Genomic DNA, 21379 nt, shown 5'->3' with positions numbered 1-21379 from the left:
TTTCACCGACCTATCGAATAGTTTTTACATAGTCTTTAACAAAACTTAAATTATTTTCATACTTTTGAAACATGATTTTTAAGGAAAGCAGAAATCTGAAGAACTTTATTTCCAAACTTTTGTTTGGGATTTACTTCATTGCGCTGTTTTCCCAAAGTTTTCACCACCACGATGCTGTCGATTATTTTAAAAGTTTCCACTTTAAAAAGACAGAAAATACCATTGCTAAAACTTCAGCTAAAGAAAAGCCGGGCGACTGTCTGGCATGTCATTTCTTAGCGACAGGAAATACATTAATTCCGGACGAGTACCATTTTACCTTCGATCATTTTTCGTACGAAGTAGAACAGGTGATTGCCGTTCAGGAAAAAATATGGTCTCAGACCAAATTCACTTTTCAACTTCGGGGGCCTCCCGCAGTTTCATAAATCATAGATTTTTATGGGCTTTAATTGATTTTAAAGTTCACTACTTTGGGTTTAAAAGCTAATGGCTGATAGATGAGAATTTCGGGATACGAGGTTCGGGTTTATCGGGATACGGGTTTTGATTTCGGTGTTTAAAGCTGCGAGATGGAAGAGGGAAGACAGAAGTCTCTGCAGTTCTTAAGTGGGAATATCATTTCTTGTGAATGGATTCAGTATGTGGAATTCAGGTTTTCGGGATTCGCGATGCGAGTTTTGAGTTCGGTGTTTAAGGCTGGGAGATGGAAGAGGGAAGACAGAAGTCTCTGCAGGTCTTAAGTAGGAATATCATTTCTTGTTGAGCGGATGCGAGGTTCGAGATTCGGGTTTTTGAGTTTGAGGGTTCAAGAGTATACGAGGATGAATTTAGGTTGCTGGTTCACAGTTATCGGTTCGAATCTAGGAGCTCACATCCCGAAACTTTATTAAGAAAAAATCTCTAGTCTCACGTCTGAAATCTGGTATCTGACATCTGAAATCTAACATCAGAAATCTCATCACTTACCATATCAGTCATTCGTACATTTTACATTGTACTTTTTACAGTTTAGAATAAGCCCTTTAACAAAATTTTTACGAAAAAAAATGTACCTGAAACGGTACACAATCAATCTATAGACAATGAAATTGATATATAGTCTGATGTTGGTCCTTTGCGGACTGGCATTGATAAGTGCACAAAAAACGTACTCGGTGGAAGGAACCGTTCAGGATTTTCACGATAAAACCATGCTGGGAAATGCCGTGGTGAACATCGGCGGATTCACTGCGAAAACAGACACTAAGGGTAAGTTCACGTTTAACAAAATTCCTGCGGGAAAATATATACTCATTGCCAAACATCCTGATTGTAATGATTATACTGAAAATATAGCAGTTACTCAGGATGTACACTTGGTAATTACACTGGAGCACCATAGCCAGGATATTGAAACGGTGACCATTCATGGAAGCCATAAATCCAACGGTTCTTTAGTGATTAAAACCCTTGATAAATCTGAAATCGAGAGAAATTCTACGGATAATCTCGGGAATTTGTTATCGAAAATTTCAGGGGTTGCCACTTTAAAAACCGGAAATAATATCTCAAAACCTATTATCCACGGGTTATACGGAAGCAGAATTGCTATTTTCAATAACGGAGTGAAGCTTGCAGAACAGGAATGGGGCGTGGAACATGCTCCCAATGTTGATATTAATAATTTCCAGCATATCGATGTGATAAAAGGTGCCTCCGCGCTGAAATACGGAAGTGATGCCATAGGTGGAGTCGTGGTGCTGGAGCCTGAAATTTTTCCTAAAAAAGATACGATCAAAGGTTCAGTAGGACTTACCGGAATTTCCAATGGCAGAGGGCTTGGTTTGGATGTGGATGTTGCGAAGGTTTGGGAAAACGGATGGGCCGTAAAAACGCGTGGAAGCATCAAGAAATTAGGAGATCAAAGTGCTCCAGATTATAACCTGAAGAATACGGGAATGGATTTCTCTTCCTTTAATTTCACAGTTCAGAATAATACCTACGAAAGAGGAATTTCTTTTGATTATTATCTGACCAATCAGAATATTGGAATTCTGAGAGATTCACACGTTTCCAGTTCGGGAGATTATGACAGAGCAATGACGGCGAATCCTCCTGTTTATTCAGGGAAATTCAGCTATGATATTGATAATCCGAGACAGGTGATTGAGCATCATATCGCTAAAGTTTCAGCGTTCAAGAGATTCGCCAATATCGGAAAGCTTTCCACAACGTACAGTTATCAGTATAACCACAGACAGGAGTATGACATCAGACGAGGGGAACTGAAAGATACGCCTTCTTTAGATTTGGAACTAATGACGCATCAGTTTAACCTTAATGATTTACTGGAAAGAGAAAGATGGTCACTGGAAACAGGAATTGACGGAAGCTTTCAGAACAATTATTCAGATCCTGCAACAAAAGCAAGACGTTTGATCCCCAATTATGATAAATATGCCGCTGGAGTGTATTCTGTTTTTAAATACAAAATCTCTCATGAATTTAATTTTGAAGCAGGAGCAAGATATGATTTCACCCGTTATGATGTCACCAAATGGTATGATCAGGCTGACTGGGATAAATTATATGCGAACACTTTTCCACAGTTCTATGTGAAGAAAGATCAAAATAGGATTTTGACGCGTCCTCAGCTTAATTATAATAATGTTTCTTTCAATGCAGGTTTGGAGTACCGTCCTAATTCCGGCTTTGATTTGAAATTTAATTATGCGAAAGTGGGCAGATCTCCGAATGTGGCAGAATTGTTTTCAGACGGATTGCACCATTCAGCAGGGGTGATTGAGACCGGAAATATGGGATTGAAAAATGAAGAGGGACATCAGTTTAACTTAACGGTAGATTCAAAATTCAATGTTTTAAAAGGACTGAATGTTTCCGTAAATCCATACTTTTTCATTACTAAAAACTTTATCAACCAGGTTCCTGTAGGAATTAAGGGAACAATCAGGGGTGTTTTTCCTGAATGGGAATACCAGCAGATCGATGCCAAAATGTACGGGGTAGATCTGGATATCAACTGGAAACTTACGGATGACCTTACTTACGTAGGAAAAGGAAGTTATGTATATGGGCAGAATGATACCGATCATGAACCTTTAATCCTGATGATGCCACCGAATTTTTCTAATGCATTGCAGTTTAAAAAGGAAAAATGGAATAATTTCTATTTTACGGTAGAAAACCAAACGTTTTTAAAACAAACCAGATTCCCGATCCGAAATGTTGACCTTGAGGTTTATGTGGATGGCGAACTGGTGGATAAAACCATTGATTTGAGTACACCTCCAAACAGTTATTCACTTTGGAATATCCAAACGGGAATCAATATCAGCAAAAACCTTTCTGCAGGACTTATCGTGAACAATCTCTTCAATACTTCGTACAGAGATTATCTGAACCGTTTGAGGTTCTTCGCGGATGAGGCAGGAAGAAACTTTATTTTAAACTTTAGATACAAATTCTAAGGATTCAGAAAAAATATTACATTAAAAATTTTACAAACTTAAAATTCTAAAAATGAAGACACTATTCAATACTAAAAATATCATCAGATTATTAGCCGTTTTATTAATCACATTTACTGTTATTTCTTGTCAGAGAGACGGTTCTGTAGCAGAGGATGATCTTCCTCAGGAAGAGCTTACCAATATCATTTTATTGGTGAAAGAAGATACTCCTGGAGCTACGGCTATCGAATATAATTACAGCATCGGAGCGGGAGGAGTTCCTACGATTCCTTTGAAAGACGGAAAGTCTTATACGGTAGAAGCAAAATTCAGAAACGGAAACGAGGATGCTACACAGGAAATCATTGATGCTAAAAATGAACATTTCCTTATTTTCGATTTTCCAAAATCAAATATCACGGTGACCAGATTGGATGGAGGTGACCTTAGAAATGATGGAAAAAGAGTTGGATTAAAAACAAAATGGGATGTGACCCAGGCTGTTGGAGGAACTGCTCCATTCCTGAAACTTACCCTGATTCATGAGCCTCAAAGTGTAAATGACGCCAAGGCCGGAACTGCCTGGGGAAGTGTAGTGGGAGGAGAAACAGATGCAGAAGCTACTTATAACCTAAGTAATTAGAAATACTTCACATAAACAAAAAACCACTGATATTTTCAGTGGTTTTTTATTTATAGACATTTGGAGACTAAGAATTGATTAGAAGTAGGTTATTCTCATAAAATTTTCATATTTTTGCAACCTAAAATTTTAATCAATAATGAAGGTTACCGCACAAAACCATGATGACGTAAGTGCATTACTTACAGTGACATTGGAAAAATCTGACTACAAAGAAAAAGTAGAAAAGCAGTTGATTAATTATGCTAAAAATGCGCAAGTTCCTGGTTTCAGAAAAGGGAAAGTGCCTTTGAGTATGGTTAAAAAACAATATGAAGCAGGTATTGCATTCGAAGAAATCAACAAACAGGTTTCTGACGCATTGAACAACTACGTTAACGAAAACAAGTTAAGATTAGTTGGACAGCCTGTTCCTCAGCCAGTAAACCAATTGGACTACAACGCTGATCAAATTGAAGTTGGTTTCGAGGTAGGATATGAGCCTGAATTCACTATAGATTTAGCTAAATATGAGGCTCCTCATTATAAAGTAGAGGCTTCTGACAAAGAAATCACGAAGAGCATTGAGAACATGCAGAGACGTTTTGCCGAGCAGGTTCCTCAGGATAAAATCGGTAAAGATTCTTATATCGCTTTAGAGATTTCTCAGGTTGTAGAAGAAGATGCTGAAGGAGAGCACCACCACCACCCAAAGAACGTTACCATTACAGCTGAAAACAAAGAAGCTTTCAAATTGGTAAAAGCTTTGAAAATGGACGGTTCTGTAAAAGTATCTAAGGAAACTCTTGCCTCTGACGAAGAATTAGCTAAAGAATTAGGATTCACTAAAGAAGAAGTTGAGCACTTACACCATGCTGAAGTAGAAGTTAAAATAAAAGATTTCTATGCATTGAACTTAGCTGAGCTGAACCAGGATCTATTCGACAAAGTATACGGAGAAGGAACTATTACATCTGAAGAAGAACTTAAAGAAAAAGTAAAATCTGAATTGGATGAGTACTTCCAGCAAAATGCTGACGTTCACTATGTGAATAAAGTATTGGAGCAGGTTACTGAAAAAGAAGAAGTGAAACTTCCTGAAAACTTCTTAGTAAAATGGTTAATTTTCTCTAACCAGAATATCCAGTCTGAAGATCAGGCTAAAGAAATTCTTGAAGCAGAGAAAAGTCAGTTAAGATACCAGATCATTGAAGGTAAACTAATGACAGATAACGAGATCAAGTTAGACTATGCTGATGTATTGGCACAGGCTGAGCAGTTGGTAAGAAACCAATTGGCGATCTACGGAATCCACCACTTAGGTGATGAAGAAATCCAGAAATACGCTGTTGAAATGTTGAAAGACCAGGAGCAGGTAAGACAAATTTCTTCTGAAGTAGCTATGGCTAAACTAAAAGATGTAATCCTTGAAAAAGGAGGAAAAAAAGAAACTAAAATTTCTCACGACGAGTTTTTAGAAGAACTTAAGAAATAATTTATTTCGATATAAATATTTTAAAACCTCCGGGAAACCGGAGGTTTTTTTATGTCCATTTTAAAGGAGTTTTTATTTATTTAACCTGAATGCAGGATAAGAACTTTTTGTTTTTAATGGGCAAGAAAGTTGGAAGCTATCCGGATCTGAGTGGTTCTGTTAACCATGTCAGGGTTCAAAACCTTGAAATGGTTATTCAAAGGCACAAAAGGAAATTCTACCTTTCTGTAAAATACCAATTTTCGCCCCCCTGTCACTCTCTTACGCATCATCTTTTCACAGCCCTCTTTTCTTAAAAAATCTTAATGTAAACTTACAGGAATTATAAAGTATTGGGATAAATATCCTTTGCCTTATTTGTTGCGGTCATTATTCATATATTTACACTTTAAAACTTATTATAGATATGAAAAAGATCATCATTCCGTTTTTCTGTGCCGTACTATTTTCAGTGCCGGCAGCAGCCCAGCAGACCAGCGCAGCTCCCGCAAAGACGGAAGTCGTGAAATCTAAACTGACACCAAAAGAAGTTATAGACAATTATTTCAAAGCTTTAGGAGGTAAGGCTAAACTGGAAGCCGTAAAATCTACGGTTATTGATAACAGCCTTAGCGTTCAGGGGATGGATATCACCATGAGCACCACGAAAATGGGCAGTAAATTCAAGTCTGTACAAACTGCCATGGGACAAACCGTGAGCCAGGTTTTTGACGGTGAAAAAGGATATATAGAAAGAGCAGGACAGAAAACAGATTTCCCTGCTGAGAATATTGCTGAACTGAAAAAAGGAACAACCGTTGAGGCTTTAGGTTTTAACGCTGCGAACTTTCAAACGGCTACAGTAGAGAAACTTGACGGTAAAGATTATAATGTATTATCTTCAGAAAAGGGAAAATTTTACTTTGACGCTGGTACAGGACTTTTATATAAATCTACAGTAGGACAAGGAAATGTTGTCGTAAAAAATTACATTACGGTAGAAGGATTGAAATTCCCTTCTGAAGTAGATATCGATGGAAATGGCCAGAAAGTGACGATTAAAACGACAAAGGTTGTTTTAAATGCTCCCGTTTCTGATGCAGATTTTAAATAGCAACCATCATTTTGTAAGACTAAAGCCGGATATTTTCCGGCTTTTTTGTGGCCTGAATAATTTTAACTCAACTTTAACTATAATGCGAATTTTAACATTTCTTCACGTGGTGAATAATTGATACTTTTAGCACGAAAATAAATTCAAATTATATGAAGAAAGTTTTATCATCATTTGCGGTCATTTTCCTGATGTCCTCAAATGTATTCGGTCAGAATATCCCCGTGGATTCTTCTGTGAGAATTGGTACCCTTTCCAATGGAATGAAGTACTACATCAAAAAAAACACATTACCTGAAAAGAAAGTAGATTTCCGTCTGGCCATCAATGCCGGATCTATTCTTGAAGACGAAAACCAGAGAGGTTTGGCTCACTTTATGGAGCACATGAACTTCAACGGAACCAAGAATTTCCCGGACAACAAACTCGTAGATTTTCTACAGTCCATCGGGGTGAAATTCGGACAGCACCTTAACGCTTACACAAGCTTTGACGAAACCGTATATATGCTTCCCGTTCCATTGGATAAGCCGGGAAACCTGGATGCAGGACTGAAAGTAATGGAAGACTGGGCTTTTAACGCAACACTTTCTGATGCACAGATCAACAAAGAAAGAGGCGTTGTTCTGGAAGAGCTGAGATTGGGTCTGGGTGCAGATAAAAGAATGGCCGATAAATATCTTCCTAAATTATTATACAAATCACAATACGCAGACAGACTTCCGATCGGTAAAAAAGACGTTCTGGAAAACTTCAAGCCGGATGTGATCAGAAAATTCCACCAGGACTGGTACAGACCGGATCTGATGGCGATCGTGGTAGTAGGAGACATCAACGTAGACGAAGTTGAAAAGAAAATCAAAGATAATTTCAGCAAATATAAAAATCCTTCCAAACCAAGAGAGCGAAAAGTATTTGACCTGCCGAACCATAAAGAAACATTGGTAGCGATAGAAACTGATCCGGATGCGACCAATTCTATGGTTCAGTTCATTATGAAAGATGCTGAGGCTTATAAGCCGGATGTAACGGTTGAACAGTACAACCAGACTATTATCGAAGGTCTTTCTACAACGATGTTAAACAACAGACTGAAAGAACTGATCAATTCAAACAATCCGCCTTTTACATTCGGATCTGTTTATCATGGAGGGACTTATGCAAGAAGTAAAGAAGCTTTCCAGGGATTTGCCATGGTAAAAGAAGGAAATCAGCTGAACGCTCTGAAGGTTCTATTGGAAGAAGTGGAAAGAGCGAAACGATTCGGATTTACACAAACTGAACTTGACAGAGCAAAGGCACAGATGCTGTCTAATCTTGAAAGATCTTACAACAACCGTGACAAGACGGAAAGCGATATGCTAGTAGACGAGTATGTAAGAAACTTCCTCGAGCAGGAACCGATGCCGGGAATTGCCTGGGAATATGATGATACGAAAGCTTTCCTTCCTAAAGTTACTTTGGCACAAACCAATGAGGTGATCAAGAAAATGGTGAAGGATGACAGCAGAGTAATTGTAATCACAGGACCTAAAAAGGATAACGTTACAATGCCAACAGAAGCAATGGTTCTGAACACCTTTGAATCTGTAAAAATGGCTGATCTTAAGCCTTACGAAGAAAAAGCAGCGATTAAAAACTTAATAAAACCATTTAAATCTGAAGGGAAAATTGCTAAAACTGAGACGGATGCTAAACTGGGGACAACAACCTGGACATTGAGCAACGGAGCTAAAGTGACTTTCAAGAAGACGGATTTCAAAGATGACGAAATTGTGTTTTCAGCAAGAAGCTTAGGGGGGAACTCTCTGATCTCTGATGCTGACTTTATCAAAACTCAGTTCGCTTTCGGGGCATTATCCGAAGCAGGAGTGGGCGGATTGTCAAAAGCGGATCTTACCAACTATCTTGCAGGTAAGCAGGTGAGCGTAAACCCAATGATTGGACCTTACTTTGAAGGGATTTCAGGAAGAACTTCCCAGAAAGATTTAGGAACCGCCATGGAGCTTACCTATGCTTATTTTACAGGTTTAAATTACAATCCTGCCGCATTCAATGCATATAAAGAAAAGCAGTCTGCCATGCTGGACAACCTTCTATCTAATCCTCAGGCTTATTTCTCCAATGAACATGCGAAATTCATGAACCAGAAGAACCCTAGATTCATCGGATTATTCCCGATGGAGAAAGACTGGGCCAATACGGATTATAAAAAAGCATACGATATCTATAAAGAGAAATTTGCCAATGCCGGAAACTTCCAGTTCTATTTCGTAGGAAATATAGATGAGGCTACGTTCAAAGAGCAGGTGCTTCAGTACATCGGAAGCCTTCCGTCAGCAGGAAAAACTTCAACGTTCAAAGATACGGGCTATAGACAGCTTACCGGAGATCATTCGAAAGTGTACAAAAAAGGAAAGGATCCTAAGAGTATGGTGACGATCTCTTACAGTGGAGAAGCGCCTTACAACGAGAAAGAAGCTTTAGCCCTTGCAGCCCTTGGAGAAGTAGCGACCATCAAAGTGATCGAAAAACTGAGAGAAGATGAAAGCGGAATCTACGGTGGTGGAGCCAGAGGAAGTATGAACAAAATTCCTTACAGCACTTACAATTTCAGCATCAGCTTCCCTTGCGGACCTGAAAATGCAGATAAATTGACGAAAAGTGCCATTGCTGAACTTCAGAAACTAATCGACAAAGGTCCTGAGCAGAAAGACCTTGACAAGTACAAAGAAGGGGAATACAACGACAATAAAACAGAACTTAAGGATAATATGTTCTGGTTGAATTCTCTTGCTAAAAACCAGTTAGACGGCAGCGATAAATATGACATCCTGAACTATCAGGAAAAAGTAAAAGCGCTTACCGTAAAAGACCTTCAGGGTGTGGCTAAGAAATACCTGGCCAAAGGAAAAATCACAGCGACCCTGATGCCGGAAGACGGATGGGAAAATACTAAAAAAACTGATGCAAAACCTGCAGTAGTAGGCGCAACAGTCGTTAAATAATATTTTCAGAATAATTGATAAAAGAAAAACCGCAGATCAGTCTGCGGTTTTTTTATTGTTTAAGAGCCATATGCTTTTTTCCATTCATCGGCAGCTTCACTAAGAACGCCGTAGAATGCTTCACCGTACTTTCTGGTCAGAGGAGTTTTCAGGAATTTATAGATAGGAACCTGCAGTTCTTTTCCTAAAGCACAAGCATCGCTGCATACACTCCATTCGTGGTAGTTCAAGGCAGTGAACGTAGAGTATTCTGTAACACGGATCGGGTAGAGGTGACATGAAATCGGTTTTTGCCAGTCTATAGCACCGTCTTCATACGCTTTTTCAATACCACACTTCGTGATTCCTCTTTCGTCGAAAGTGACATAAGCACATTCGCGGTCTTCCACCATGGGAGTCACGTACATTCCGTCCTCCGGATCTGTAGTCCATGTTCCCTGCTCTTCAAGGGCTTTGATGCCTTCCTGTGTAAGATAAGGCTTTATTTTATCAAGAATACTGTCTAAAATCTCAAGCTCATCCTTATCTAGCGGAGCTCCTACATCTCCTTCCACACAGCATGCACCTTTACATTTCGTAAGGTTGCAAACAAATTCTTCGGAAAATATATCCTCTGAAATCAATTTATCGTCTATCTGAATCATAATCTTTAAAATAAATTAAAATACGTACCTGCTTTAAAAGCAATCAAACTTATAATGATAAGCCATAAGCTTACCTCCCGCATCCAGTATTTAGGCAAAAATCTCATCATCCTGCTCAGGATAATGCTTGATGGAAATGCCAGAAGCAGTAAATACTCATAGTTTTTATTCATGTACAGAATAATGGTCACCAGCTGAGCCAGTGAAAAGACAAGCAGAAATGTATACTTATACCTGCTTATCGGGCTTTTCTTGTTATAGTTTGTGAAATGGTCGTATACGGCGTACATAAGCATCAGTAAAATAGGAATCAATGGAAAAAGATCTATATAATCCGTCATGGGTTTCATTTTTCCAAACGGGAAATAATCTATATTCCACGAGGTAAAACTGAAAAAAAACATAATGGAGAAATAACTGAAGGCTATCAATATGGTTCCTAAGAGAAATCTGAAGAGGTTTAAACTTATCTTTTGTGAAGTGGCGATCACGTGAACAATCACGAAAAGGGCCATAGGCCAAGTCGTAGGCAGGAAAATAAAGTTCAAAGCAACGATGGCTCCTACCAGAACATACGACTTCTTTCTGATATCTTCATCTGCACTCGTCAGAAGAAGAAGCAGAAAAGAATTGGTGAGCAGCGAAACTGCAATTCCGATGTCCAGATTTCCGGGATAAAGCCCGAAAATAAAAAATGTGTATAAGAATAATGGCAGATGCGTCTGATAATTCAGTGCAATGCTGTGAAAACAAAAATATCCCAAAGCAATTCCCAGGAAAGTTACCCCGGCAATAATTGCTTCATAAGTGTTGAAATTCAGTATGTTAAATATTATAACTACTAATAGAAGAAAACCAATATAAACAGGAATTGAAAAAATATTGCTTTCTTTTGAAAGTAATTTAAACATTTTTTATAAATTTGTACAAAGTTAATTTAAAAAAGGAAAATAATGACGTCTTTCTGGTTATTCTTAAGTAAAGTTTTCAAATGGGCCTTTGGTTTTTTTGATGCATTTGGAAATGTTCTGAACTGGATTTTATTTATCGTTTGCTGTGTGCTATTTACTTACTGGTGCTATGTACTGGTAGTAACTCTTGGTGGTGATAAAGATAAAGACTATTATTCTCCAACTGAGGGTAAGAACCCTTACTACGATCCGAAGATCTATAAAAAAGAAGGTTAATTAATTGGTTATATAGTAAAAAACCGATCGGACTCAGGTCTGATCGGTTTTTTTATTAACAGTTAAAATGTAATCTTTTTTAGTCGTGGATGGGAAGTACCAGTACCGGAACGGGTGAGTCTTTTGTAAGTCCTTTCGTTAAGCTTCCTACAAAAACATCATAAATTCCACTTCTTCCGTGGGATCCCATGACGATATAATCTGCATTTTTAGCCTTGGCATAGTCAAGAATAGTATCCTTGGCGATTCCCTGTTTTAAAAGATGCTCGCAGTCCACATCATGTGCTATAATTCGCTGCTCGATCTTATTCAGCTGAACAAGCTCATCTCTGATCTCGTTGGCTTCTACCTCAGGAAAATATTGGTATCCCATATCACCGATAGCAAAACCAATATCCGATGGCGCTACATGAATCAGAAAGATTCTGCCGTTTAACTGTTTTGCAAATTTTACGGCTCCTTCTACAAGCTGTTCTGTTTTGTCCCCAAAATCTACGGGTAGTACAATATTTATCATGACCTCTAATTTTGTTATTCTAAAGGTAAGAAAAAAATGCCAAAAATTTATGTTAAATACTTATAATATTCGGATGTCAAGAATTTTATCATCTTTCAGATAAGCTTCCAGTACGTCGTTTTCATTTACCTTGCCAACTCCTTTGGGTGTCCCGGTGAAAATAAGGTCACCTACTCTCAAGGTGAAATACTGCGAAACAAAAGCGATGATATCATCAATACTGAAGATCATATCTTTGGTGTTGCCGTCCTGAACTTCTTCTTTGTTTTTGAGTAATGAAAACTGAAGTCCTTCAAGGTCGTAGCTTTCTTTGTTGAAGAAGTTTCCTACTACTGCCGAACCGTCAAAGCCTTTGGCAAGCTCCCAGGGAAGACCTTTGGATTTAAGCTCGCTCTGAAGATCTCTCGCCGTAAAATCGATTCCTAAGCTGATCTCGTCATAATGCTTGTGAGCAGCTTCTTTCTGGATGTATTTCCCACCTTTTGAAATCTTCACAACCACTTCCAGCTCATAGTGTATATCATCTGAAAATTCCGGAATGTAAAAATCGTTTCCTTTCAAAACCGCTGTGTCAGGTTTCATGAAAATAACCGGTTTTTCAGGGATTTCATTTCCTAATTCTTTCGCATGTTCGCTGTAGTTTCTTCCAATACAAATGATTTTCATAATTCTTATGTTATTTTATTTTGCTTCATTTATCATTGAAAGAAATGAAGCTGTCCGTTAGTTAATGAATCCTGTGATCTATTATTGTACAATTCCTTTAAAAAAGCCTTCTCCTTCTTCAAAATATTTTTCTAAACCGTAATTTTTCTGAAATTTAAACCGTACATATCCGAAAATAGGGTCTCCTTTTTTATAAGCACTTTTATCTAAAATCAATTTGCTTTCAAGTAATTTAGTGTATTCTTCCGGTGTATGAGAAGAGGGATTGTCTGTGTAAGAATAATGATCAATCTTATATCTGTTTCCAAGGTTTTGTATTTTATAACCGCCGCCACTGAAACCGTCTCCTGCTTTAAAAATAATTTCCAGATTATATTTTTGATCATATACGGCGCATGAATAATATTCTTCGCCGGTCTGGTTTTTTACTTTTATTTTAAAATTATTAGACTTCACATTCTCCGAGTCACTTTCAAAAATTGTTCTTTGTTTTTGTTGGTCAAAAGCTTTATAAATCGGATTTTTGGCTAAATAGGGGTCTATTTCAGTGTGTTTCCATGATATAAAATAATAGGCCATGATAAAAACCGGGATTGAAACAATACCGATTAAAATGAATAATAAGACCTTCTTAATTTTTTTCATGTATAAGTTTAGCTAAAAAAATCTTAATGCATAAACTCATTCCCACAATAATAGCATACAAACTTCTGGCTGGACAAAATTGAGATCCCAAAGAAGCTCGTCGCCCTGTCGTCCCTGTAAATATGGTTTGAACCGCATTTCGGGCATACAAAATCAAATGCCGGATCCTTGATGGTGTGTTCTACCTCCAGAGAATACGCTTCATTGTCATTATATTCCTGCAGAACCTGTTTTGCCTTCTCCAGATCATCCTCAAAAACCTGAAGCTGAATGCCGCCCACAGCCTGTGAAAGCAGCCAGTCAGATTGGATCAGCTGTTCGTTTGCAATGAAGCCATTCACTCCGTTTTCGGCAAGGATCTGCTTGTCCCTGTTGGCTTCAAGGGCTGTTTCGTAGAATTTAAAACGGACCAGATTTGACATGTATTAAAACTTGCTTGATAGTTGAATTTTGGTGAAGACTTTCTTCGTGTACAACGGGAAATCTGCATTCTGAAGCCATCCATAATAGCCTAAATCCTTTTGGAAAACAGCTTTTACCACCTGTCCTTTATATTTTCCGAAGTTGAAAACAGCTTCCGTTTTATCATTATATCCGATGAATCCTGCAAGATCAGCATTCTTATTATGAAAGGTGAACTCACTTAAAGGAGCAATCTCATTCGGGATATCATCATATTTTCCCACCTGTGCATCCAATACCTCGAAAGTAGCCATCACATCAGCTTCTGCAGAGTGAGCATTTTCTAATACCTTTCCGCAGTAGAACTGGTAAGCAGCTCCCAGGTTTCTGGGTTCTTTTTTATGAAAAATAGTCTGTGCATCTACCAGTCTGAATTTACTCAAGTCAAAATCAATTTCAACTCTAAGAAGTTCTTCTGCCAGAAGCGGTACATCAAAACGATTGGAATTAAATCCTCCCAAATCACTCCCTGCAAGCATTTCCATCACTTTTGGAGCGATATCTCTGAACGTTGGAGCATCCTTTACATCTTCATCATAAATTCCGTGGATTAAGCTGGATTCGTTGGGAATAGGCATTTCCGGGTTTACACGCCAGGTTTTGCTTTCTCTGGAGGCATCCGGGTTTACTTTTAAAATGCAGATTTCTACGATTTTGTCTTTTCCGATATTCGTTCCTGTAGTTTCAAGGTCAAAAATACAAAGGGGTTTATGGAGTTTTAAATTCATTTCTTTAATTTGAAAATGGGTTAATGTGATAATGCGCTGATTTGATGATAAGTTGATATACTAATTTCTAACTTCTAGCCTCTAATTTCTATTTCAGTTGTCTCTGAAAAACCAGCGACACTAATATATAATAAATAACAAGCATAGGAATGCCTACAATCTGAAATATAATCAGGATAGCAATTCCACCGACTAATAAAATAACTTTCGGGTAATTGTCCTGCAGCGTTTTCGATTTGAATTTCATCGCCATCATCTTGATCGGGCTGATCAGAAGCCATGAGGTGATAACCGTCAATGCAATCAAAAACAGTGAATTGTCAAATAAGAATCCAAAAGCTCCTGTTTCTTTGAAGGCATAATACAGCCCAAACAGCAATACCGTATTGGTAGGCGTATTCAGACCTTTGAAATAATAACGCTGCTCCTCATCAAGATTAAAAATAGCCAATCTAAGGCATGAGAAAATGGTCGCGAGAAGACCGATATAACTGATATCAAAAGGAAGGTGCAGTCCTAAAATTTCATTACCGAACGGTTCCAGAGCTTTATACATCGTAAGACCGGGGATCAGTCCGAAACTCACCATATCCGCCAGAGAATCCAGCTGAAGTCCCAGATTGGAGTTTGATTTTACAGCGCGGGCTACAAACCCGTCAAAGAAATCGAAAATGCAAGAAAGAATCATACAGATGGCCGTAGTCTGGTAATCGCCCAGAATAAGATGTATCGCACCTACACAGCCTGCAAATAAATTGGCAAGGGTCAATAAATTGGCAAGATTATTTTTTATGAAATTCATGTCAACAAAAATACAGTTTTTCCAAATTTTATACCGAAATATTATGCATGAAAAAATACATTAATCGGTTTTTGATGTAAATTTGCCGAATGAAATTTTTTAAAGAATTTAGAAAACAGGAAGTTCTGGCGCTTTTGTACAGGATTTTCTTAGCATACGTTTTTTATCAGATTGCCCGGCTTTTGTTTTGGTATTTCAATAAAGAACTCATCAAAGTAGACTCTGTTTCAGATTATTTCAACCTGGCGTTTCATGGGACCGCTTTTGATACAACGGCGATCTTGTATGTGAATGCTTTGTTTATTCTGTTAAGCCTTGTGCCCATTGTTATCAATACGAAAAAAGGCTATCAGGCTGTTTTGTTCTGGCTGTACTTTATCACCAATGGCATTGCGTATGCGATGAATTTCGGGGATTTTATCTACTACAAATTTTCACAGGCAAGACTGACCTCTACCGCTATGGAGGTGGCAAAACATGAATCCAATGTATTTAAAGTATTCATGGTTTCCGTAGGACAGCATCCTTTTGTTCTGATCTGGTTTGTCGTATTAATGGCACTTTGGATTTTCCTTTACAAAAAGGTGAAGGTGACAGAACAGAAACCTTTAAAACTCATTCCTTACTTTATTTGGTCAGTGCTTGTTCTTTGTGGGACAATTGTTTTGGTGATCGGAGGAATCCGTGGTGATTTCAAACACAGTACAAGACCTATCAATTTAGTGGATGCCAACCGTTTTGTCGTGAATCCGCTTCAGGGAAATATCGTGTTGAACAGTACATTTTCATTTTTCAGAACATTAGGGACGAATAATTTTAAAGAAGTTCATTTTGTGGACGAAAAATTCATCACAGACAATGTTCAACCTTATAAAATATACGACAGAAAGGTGGAAAACCGTCCCAATATTGTCATATTTATCGTTGAATCTTTTGGAAGAGAATATTCAGGAGCTTTTAATAAGGATAAAAATATCAATGGCTACGTTTCTTATACCCCTTTTATAGACAGTCTTGCCGGACAGAGTTTGATTTTTCCTAATACTTTTGCGAACGGGAGACAGTCTATCCACGGGATGAGCAGTGTATTGGCGGGTATTCCGAGTCTTACGGATGCGTTTACAAGTTCACCGTATTCCAATCAGAAAATTCAGTCTATTGTTTCGGTTTGTAATGATCTGGGCTATGATACCTCTTTTTATCACGGGGCTCCGAACGGATCTATGGGCTTCCTTGGATTTGGAAATATCTTAGGATTCAAACATTATTTCGGGAAAAATGAATACAACCACGATGAAGATTTCGACGGAATGTGGGCCATTTGGGATGAACCGTTTCTGCAGTATTTTGCAAAGAATGTAGGAAAGAAACAGCCTTTTATGACTACGGTATTTACAGCTTCTTCACACCATCCGTTCAAAATCCCTGAGAAATACAAAGGGAAATTCAAAAAAGGAACCATAGAAATGCATGAGCCGATGCAATACACGGATTATTCAATCAAAAAATACTTTGAAACGGCTAAAAAGGAACCTTGGTTCAATAATACCATTTTCGTGTTCACAGGAGACCATACCAACCAGATTGCTTACGGTGAATATGAAAAAGCCATGAACCGATTTGCCGTTCCGCTGATATTATATTCTCCAAATCCGGCATACAACCTGAAAGGTGTAAACCCTGAAACCGCTCAGCAAATCGATATTTACCCTACGCTGGCAGATCTTATCGGGTACAACAAACAGATCAGAAGCTGGGGAAGAAGTCTTGTGAGTGATAAAAAATACCCTTCTATTGTGGTGAATTCTGATGGAAGTTCAGAGCAGTTCATCATCGGGGAGCACATGTACCGTTTCGATGGAAAGCAAATCACAGGGATATACGATAAAAATGACCTCGGCTTTGAAAAGAACCTGATGGGTCAATTGAAAACCCCGGAAACAGAAAAAGAAATGCAGACGGCTAAAGCCTGGTTCCAGGATTATATGGACAGGGTGATCAACAGAAAACTTAAATAAGTTTGAGAGTCGGAAATTTTGAGAGTCGGAGGGGTTTGAAGGTTTTGGAGTTTTTGTTGCTGGTTGATAGTTGCTGATTCACACCCCGAAACTCGAAACCCGCATCCCGAAACTTTGGCCTATCATATGCTCTGTATAATAAAAGTTTTTGCCTGTTTAAAATTTAATTTATACTTTTAGCAATAGATACATAACAAAAAACGTATATCGGAATTAAAACTATAAGAAATATGAAAAAATTATTATTAACATTCGTGCTGTCTCTGTTTGGCGTATTATCGTTTGCACAGATTGAAGGCAAGTGGAAGACTATCGATGATGAAACGAAGCAGGCTAAATCTGTAGTAGAAATCTATAAAAAGTCAGACGGAAAATATTACGGAAAAGTTTCCCAGTTACTTATCAAGCCGGCAGATCCAAACTGTACGGCATGTAAAGACGACAGAAAAGGAAAACCAATCGTAGGAATGGAAATCATCAGAGGTCTTAAAAAAGATGGTGACGAATTTACAGGAGGAACCATTACAGACCCGAAATCAGGTAAAACTTACAAGTGTACCATCACAAAAAGTGGTGACAAACTGAATGTAAGAGGATACATGGGTGTTTCTGTGTTCGGAAGAACTCAAACCTGGGATAAAGTAAACTAATCAAATTTAAATAGAATATTAAGACGGCATTTCAGCAATGAGATGCCGTTTTTTTTATTTAATGCTGATAAGATTTATAAAAGGACTTATGATAAAATTCTGTCCGATCTCAGAAAAAACTGCAGATAACTTAGTAGTGCGGAAGAAAAACCTTTTTAATTCAATGGATATTAGGTTTCTCATTCAATGAGATGCCTTTTTTGTTATGTTAGTAATAAAAAAACACTATTTTTGTAGTCTAAATTTTTCAAATAAATATGGCAGAATATACTTTTCGTGAGGTAATTGCACAAGCAATGAGCGAGGAAATGCGTAAAGACGAATCCATCTTTTTAATGGGGGAGGAAGTTGCAGAATACAATGGTGCGTATAAAGCTTCAAAAGGAATGTTGGATGAATTTGGTCCTAAAAGAGTAATCGATACACCCATTGCTGAGCTTGGTTTTACTGGGATTGCTGTAGGTGCTGCGATGAATGGTAACAGACCAATTGTAGAGTATATGACGTTCAATTTCTCTTTGGTAGGTATTGATCAGATTATTAATAACGCGGCTAAGATCCGTCAGATGAGCGGTGGTCAGTGGAACTGTCCTATTGTTTTCAGAGGGCCTACTGCTTCGGCAGGACAATTGGGAGCTACACACTCTCAGGCTTTTGAAGGCTGGTTTGCCAACGTTCCGGGACTTAAAGTTGTGGTTCCTTCAAACCCTTACGATGCGAAAGGATTGTTGAAAACAGCTATCCAGGATAATGATCCGGTGATCTTCATGGAATCTGAGCAGATGTATGGTGATAAAATGGAAATTCCTGAAGAAGAATATTACCTGCCGATTGGAAAAGCAGATATCAAAAGAGAAGGTACAGACGTTACTTTGGTTTCTTTCGGTAAGATCATGAAGCTGGCTATCCAGGCTGCTGAAGATATGGCTAAAGAAGGGATCTCTGTAGAAGTGATCGACCTTAGAACAGTTCGTCCTCTTGATTTTGATACCGTTTTAGCTTCCGTTAAAAAAACAAACAGGCTGGTAATTCTTGAAGAAGCATGGCCATTTGGTTCAGTATCTTCAGAAATTACTTATATGGTACAGCAGAAAGCATTTGATTACCTGGATGCTCCTATCAAGAGAATTACTACTCCTGATGCCCCTGCACCGTATTCAGCTGCATTATTTGCAGAATGGTTCCCTAAGCTTGAAAAAGTGAAAGAGGAGATCAAAAAAGCGATGTACGTAAAATAACTATTATAGAGAAAAACTTCCGAAAGGAAGTTTTTTCATTTATTCTATTCATGAAGAATAGTTCTCGGCGTCATAAAATTAGTATAAATTTGCGCGTTTAAAAAAATAAGCTCACATGGCAGACGTTACAGAAGATGGTTATCATTTTGACATAAAAAAACTTTCTTTTATAGGAGTTTTAGTCTCTCTCGGAATTGTTTTCGGAGATATTGGCACATCACCGCTTTACGTAATGAAAGCGATTGTAAATGCAAGAGACGGTGGCAGTAATATGCCTTTCAACGAATACATAGAAGGAGCTCTTTCCTGTATTATTTGGACCCTTACTCTTCAGACTACGATAAAATACGTAATCATTGCTCTAAGGGCAGACAACAAAGGAGAAGGAGGTATTTTGGCTTTGTTCTCCTTAGTTAAAAACCTTAAAAAAGGGTGGCTGTATCTTATAGCCATCGTAGGGGCAGCAGCACTTGTTGCAGATGGAGTGATCACACCGTCGCTTACAGTGATGTCAGCTATTGAAGGTCTTGAAATTTATAATCCTCATACCCCTGTTGTTCCTATTACGATCGGGATTCTGATTGTAATATTTGTGGTACAGCAATTTGGAACCAGTTTTATCGGGAAGTTTTTTGGACCTGTAATGGTGGTTTGGTTCCTGGTTTTAGGTGGTTTGGGAGTCATGCATTTAAGCGAAAATTTCGAAATTCTGAGATCTTTCAATCCTTATTATGCGTACAAGCTTATTGCTAATTCTCCAAGTGCAATCGTTATTCTTGGTGCTGTTTTCCTTTGTACCACCGGGGCCGAAGCTCTTTATTCAGACTTGGGACACTGTGGTGCCAAAAACATAAGAGTGAGCTGGGCGTTTGTGAAAATCATGCTTATTTTAAATTACCTGGGACAAGGGGCATGGCTTTTAACCAATCATGCAAAACCCGGATTCTCTGTAGTCAACCCATTCTTCGGAATCATGGAAGAGTGGATGATCGTACCGGGAGTAATTTTGGCAACTGCCGCGGCAATTATTGCAAGTCAGGCGTTAATTACAGGTTCTTTTACCATTTTCTCTGAAGCAATGTCTCTTAACCTGTGGCCTAATCAGAAAATCGATTATCCTTCAGGTGTTAAAGGGCAAATGTATATTCCCAGAATAAACTGGGGGCTTCTCATCCTTTGTATTATTGTAGTTCTCCATTTCAGAGAGTCAGGAAAAATGGAAGCCGCCTATGGATTGTCCATCACAGTCACGATGCTGATGACAACGATTCTTCTTATTTTCTGGTTATTAAAACACAGAGTAAGTAAAGCATTGATTCTATTCTTTGCCTTGGTATATCTGGCTATTGAGCTAGGATTCTTTAGTGCAAACATCATCAAGTTCATGGAAGGCGGTTGGATTACAGTGGTATTGGCCGGTTCTATCGGTATCTCTATGTACGCATGGTACAATGGGCGACTGATAAAAACAACATTTATCCAGTTTGTAAAAATAGAGAAATACGTATCGATCATAAAAGACATGAAGTTGGATGAGAGCATTCCAAAATATGCAACCAATCTTGCTTACCTGAGCAGAGCTAAAAGAAATGATGAGGTAGAATCTAAAATTATCTATTCCATTATCAAAAAGCAGCCGAAGAGAGCAGATCATTATTTTATATTAAGTATTGTCAATCAGGAAGATCCGTATACTTTTAAATATACCGTAGATGAAATCCTGCCGGGAACTGTATACAAAGTCAATTTCCTTTTAGGATTTAAAGTAGACAGAAGGATCAATGATTATTTTAATATGGTCCTGAAAGATCTTATGGCTGATGGAACCATTCCTTCAAGAAGCAGCCATCCTTCTCTGAGAGCTCATAATATCCCGCCGGATCTGAAGTATGTGATTATAGATAATACGTATATTAACGATATACTTTTAACGGTTAAACAGAAGATTGTACTCAATATCTACAATTTTGTGAAGTACATCGGAAGCGATGATTTCAAGGCCTGGGGAGTATCCTCACACAACGTGGAAGTGGAGTCTGCGCCTATCACAGAACTTACGATTTATGACAACAAGATTGAGCAGTCTGGCTTCATCCGTCACAACTCCTAAAAGTTCGGGCAGTAAACCATGAGGTCTATTTAAATAAAAATC

General features: G+C 38.2%; 19 protein-coding genes. 11 read left to right on the top strand and 8 right to left on the bottom strand.

All coding sequences use genetic code 11. From position 1 onward, the window contains the following. The first annotated feature begins 71 nt into the window (after positions 1-71). From LC419_RS04700 to LC419_RS04675, 6 genes are all read left to right on the top strand, one after another. The gene (locus tag LC419_RS04700) at positions 72-428 is read left to right on the top strand and encodes a hypothetical protein (protein ID WP_223606272.1); all 357 of its coding nucleotides are present in this window, start codon (positions 72-74) and stop codon (positions 426-428) included. 657 nt (positions 429-1085) lie between these two features. Continuing rightward, entirely contained in the window at positions 1086-3470 is a 2385-nt protein-coding gene (locus LC419_RS04695; protein ID WP_223606271.1) for a TonB-dependent receptor, read from the top strand. Between the two features lie 52 nt (positions 3471-3522). Then, the gene (locus LC419_RS04690; RefSeq protein ID WP_223606270.1) at positions 3523-4095 is read left to right on the top strand and encodes a hypothetical protein; all 573 of its coding nucleotides are present in this window, start codon (positions 3523-3525) and stop codon (positions 4093-4095) included. 139 nt (positions 4096-4234) lie between these two features. After that, on the top strand, positions 4235-5569 hold the full coding sequence (locus LC419_RS04685; RefSeq protein WP_223606269.1) for a trigger factor: 1335 nt from the start codon (positions 4235-4237) through the stop codon (positions 5567-5569). 406 nt (positions 5570-5975) lie between these two features. Next, positions 5976-6662: a hypothetical protein gene (locus tag LC419_RS04680; protein WP_223606268.1), complete on the top strand. Its 687-nt coding sequence runs from the start codon at positions 5976-5978 to the stop codon at positions 6660-6662. Between the two features lie 152 nt (positions 6663-6814). After that, entirely contained in the window at positions 6815-9670 is a 2856-nt protein-coding gene (locus LC419_RS04675; RefSeq protein ID WP_223606267.1) for a pitrilysin family protein, read from the top strand. Positions 9671-9729: 59 nt separating this feature from the next. Here the strand turns inward: LC419_RS04675 and LC419_RS04670 are convergent, their stop codons facing one another. Both LC419_RS04670 and LC419_RS04665 read right to left on the bottom strand, forming a co-directional pair. Further along, the gene (locus LC419_RS04670; protein ID WP_034731509.1) at positions 9730-10314 is read right to left on the bottom strand and encodes a DUF3109 family protein; all 585 of its coding nucleotides are present in this window, start codon (positions 10312-10314) and stop codon (positions 9730-9732) included. A 5-nt stretch (positions 10315-10319) separates the two neighbouring features. After that, on the bottom strand, positions 10320-11225 hold the full coding sequence (locus LC419_RS04665; RefSeq protein WP_223606266.1) for a DUF6427 family protein: 906 nt from the start codon (positions 11223-11225) through the stop codon (positions 10320-10322). Between the two features lie 42 nt (positions 11226-11267). On the opposite strand from LC419_RS04665, the gene LC419_RS04660 reads away from it, so the two are divergent. After that, a complete protein-coding gene (locus LC419_RS04660; RefSeq protein ID WP_034731512.1) occupies positions 11268-11501 on the top strand; it encodes a hypothetical protein in 234 nt (77 codons plus the stop codon). A 79-nt stretch (positions 11502-11580) separates the two neighbouring features. On the opposite strand, the gene LC419_RS04655 is transcribed toward LC419_RS04660, so the two are convergent. The 6 genes from LC419_RS04655 to LC419_RS04630 form a co-directional block, all read right to left on the bottom strand. After that, positions 11581-12018, bottom strand: a complete 438-nt coding sequence (locus tag LC419_RS04655) for a universal stress protein (protein ID WP_223606265.1) — start codon at positions 12016-12018, stop codon at positions 11581-11583. A gap of 60 nt (positions 12019-12078) precedes the next feature. Continuing rightward, positions 12079-12684: a fumarylacetoacetate hydrolase family protein gene (locus tag LC419_RS04650; RefSeq protein ID WP_223606264.1), complete on the bottom strand. Its 606-nt coding sequence runs from the start codon at positions 12682-12684 to the stop codon at positions 12079-12081. Between the two features lie 81 nt (positions 12685-12765). Continuing rightward, the gene (locus LC419_RS04645) at positions 12766-13329 is read right to left on the bottom strand and encodes a hypothetical protein (protein WP_223606263.1); all 564 of its coding nucleotides are present in this window, start codon (positions 13327-13329) and stop codon (positions 12766-12768) included. A gap of 23 nt (positions 13330-13352) precedes the next feature. Beyond that, the gene (locus LC419_RS04640; RefSeq protein WP_223606262.1) at positions 13353-13751 is read right to left on the bottom strand and encodes a DUF2007 domain-containing protein; all 399 of its coding nucleotides are present in this window, start codon (positions 13749-13751) and stop codon (positions 13353-13355) included. A gap of 3 nt (positions 13752-13754) precedes the next feature. Next, entirely contained in the window at positions 13755-14519 is a 765-nt protein-coding gene (locus LC419_RS04635) for a 3'-5' exonuclease (protein ID WP_090023708.1), read from the bottom strand. Positions 14520-14607: 88 nt separating this feature from the next. Continuing rightward, positions 14608-15321, bottom strand: coding sequence for a phosphatidylcholine/phosphatidylserine synthase (locus tag LC419_RS04630; RefSeq protein ID WP_223606261.1), 714 nt, complete (start codon positions 15319-15321; stop codon positions 14608-14610). Positions 15322-15410: 89 nt separating this feature from the next. Between LC419_RS04630 and LC419_RS04625 the strand changes: the two genes are divergently transcribed. The 4 genes from LC419_RS04625 (at position 15411) to LC419_RS04610 (ending at position 21337) form a co-directional block, all read left to right on the top strand. Further along, complete coding sequence (locus LC419_RS04625; protein WP_223606260.1) at positions 15411-17339, top strand: LTA synthase family protein; 1929 nt, start codon at positions 15411-15413, stop codon at positions 17337-17339. Between the two features lie 230 nt (positions 17340-17569). Continuing rightward, positions 17570-17989: a DUF2147 domain-containing protein gene (locus tag LC419_RS04620; RefSeq protein ID WP_223606259.1), complete on the top strand. Its 420-nt coding sequence runs from the start codon at positions 17570-17572 to the stop codon at positions 17987-17989. A gap of 257 nt (positions 17990-18246) precedes the next feature. Continuing rightward, on the top strand, positions 18247-19227 hold the full coding sequence (locus LC419_RS04615; RefSeq protein ID WP_223606258.1) for a pyruvate dehydrogenase complex E1 component subunit beta: 981 nt from the start codon (positions 18247-18249) through the stop codon (positions 19225-19227). A 115-nt stretch (positions 19228-19342) separates the two neighbouring features. Further along, positions 19343-21337 carry a KUP/HAK/KT family potassium transporter gene (locus tag LC419_RS04610; RefSeq protein ID WP_223606257.1) on the top strand — a complete coding sequence of 665 codons (1995 nt, stop codon included), beginning with the start codon at positions 19343-19345 and terminating at the stop codon, positions 21335-21337. Positions 21338-21379: the final 42 nt, after the last annotated feature.

The organism is Chryseobacterium sp. OSA05B, from assembly GCF_019970065.1.
GTDB lineage: Bacteria > Bacteroidota > Bacteroidia > Flavobacteriales > Weeksellaceae > Chryseobacterium.
This window is presented reverse-complemented; position numbering and strand designations above follow the sequence as displayed.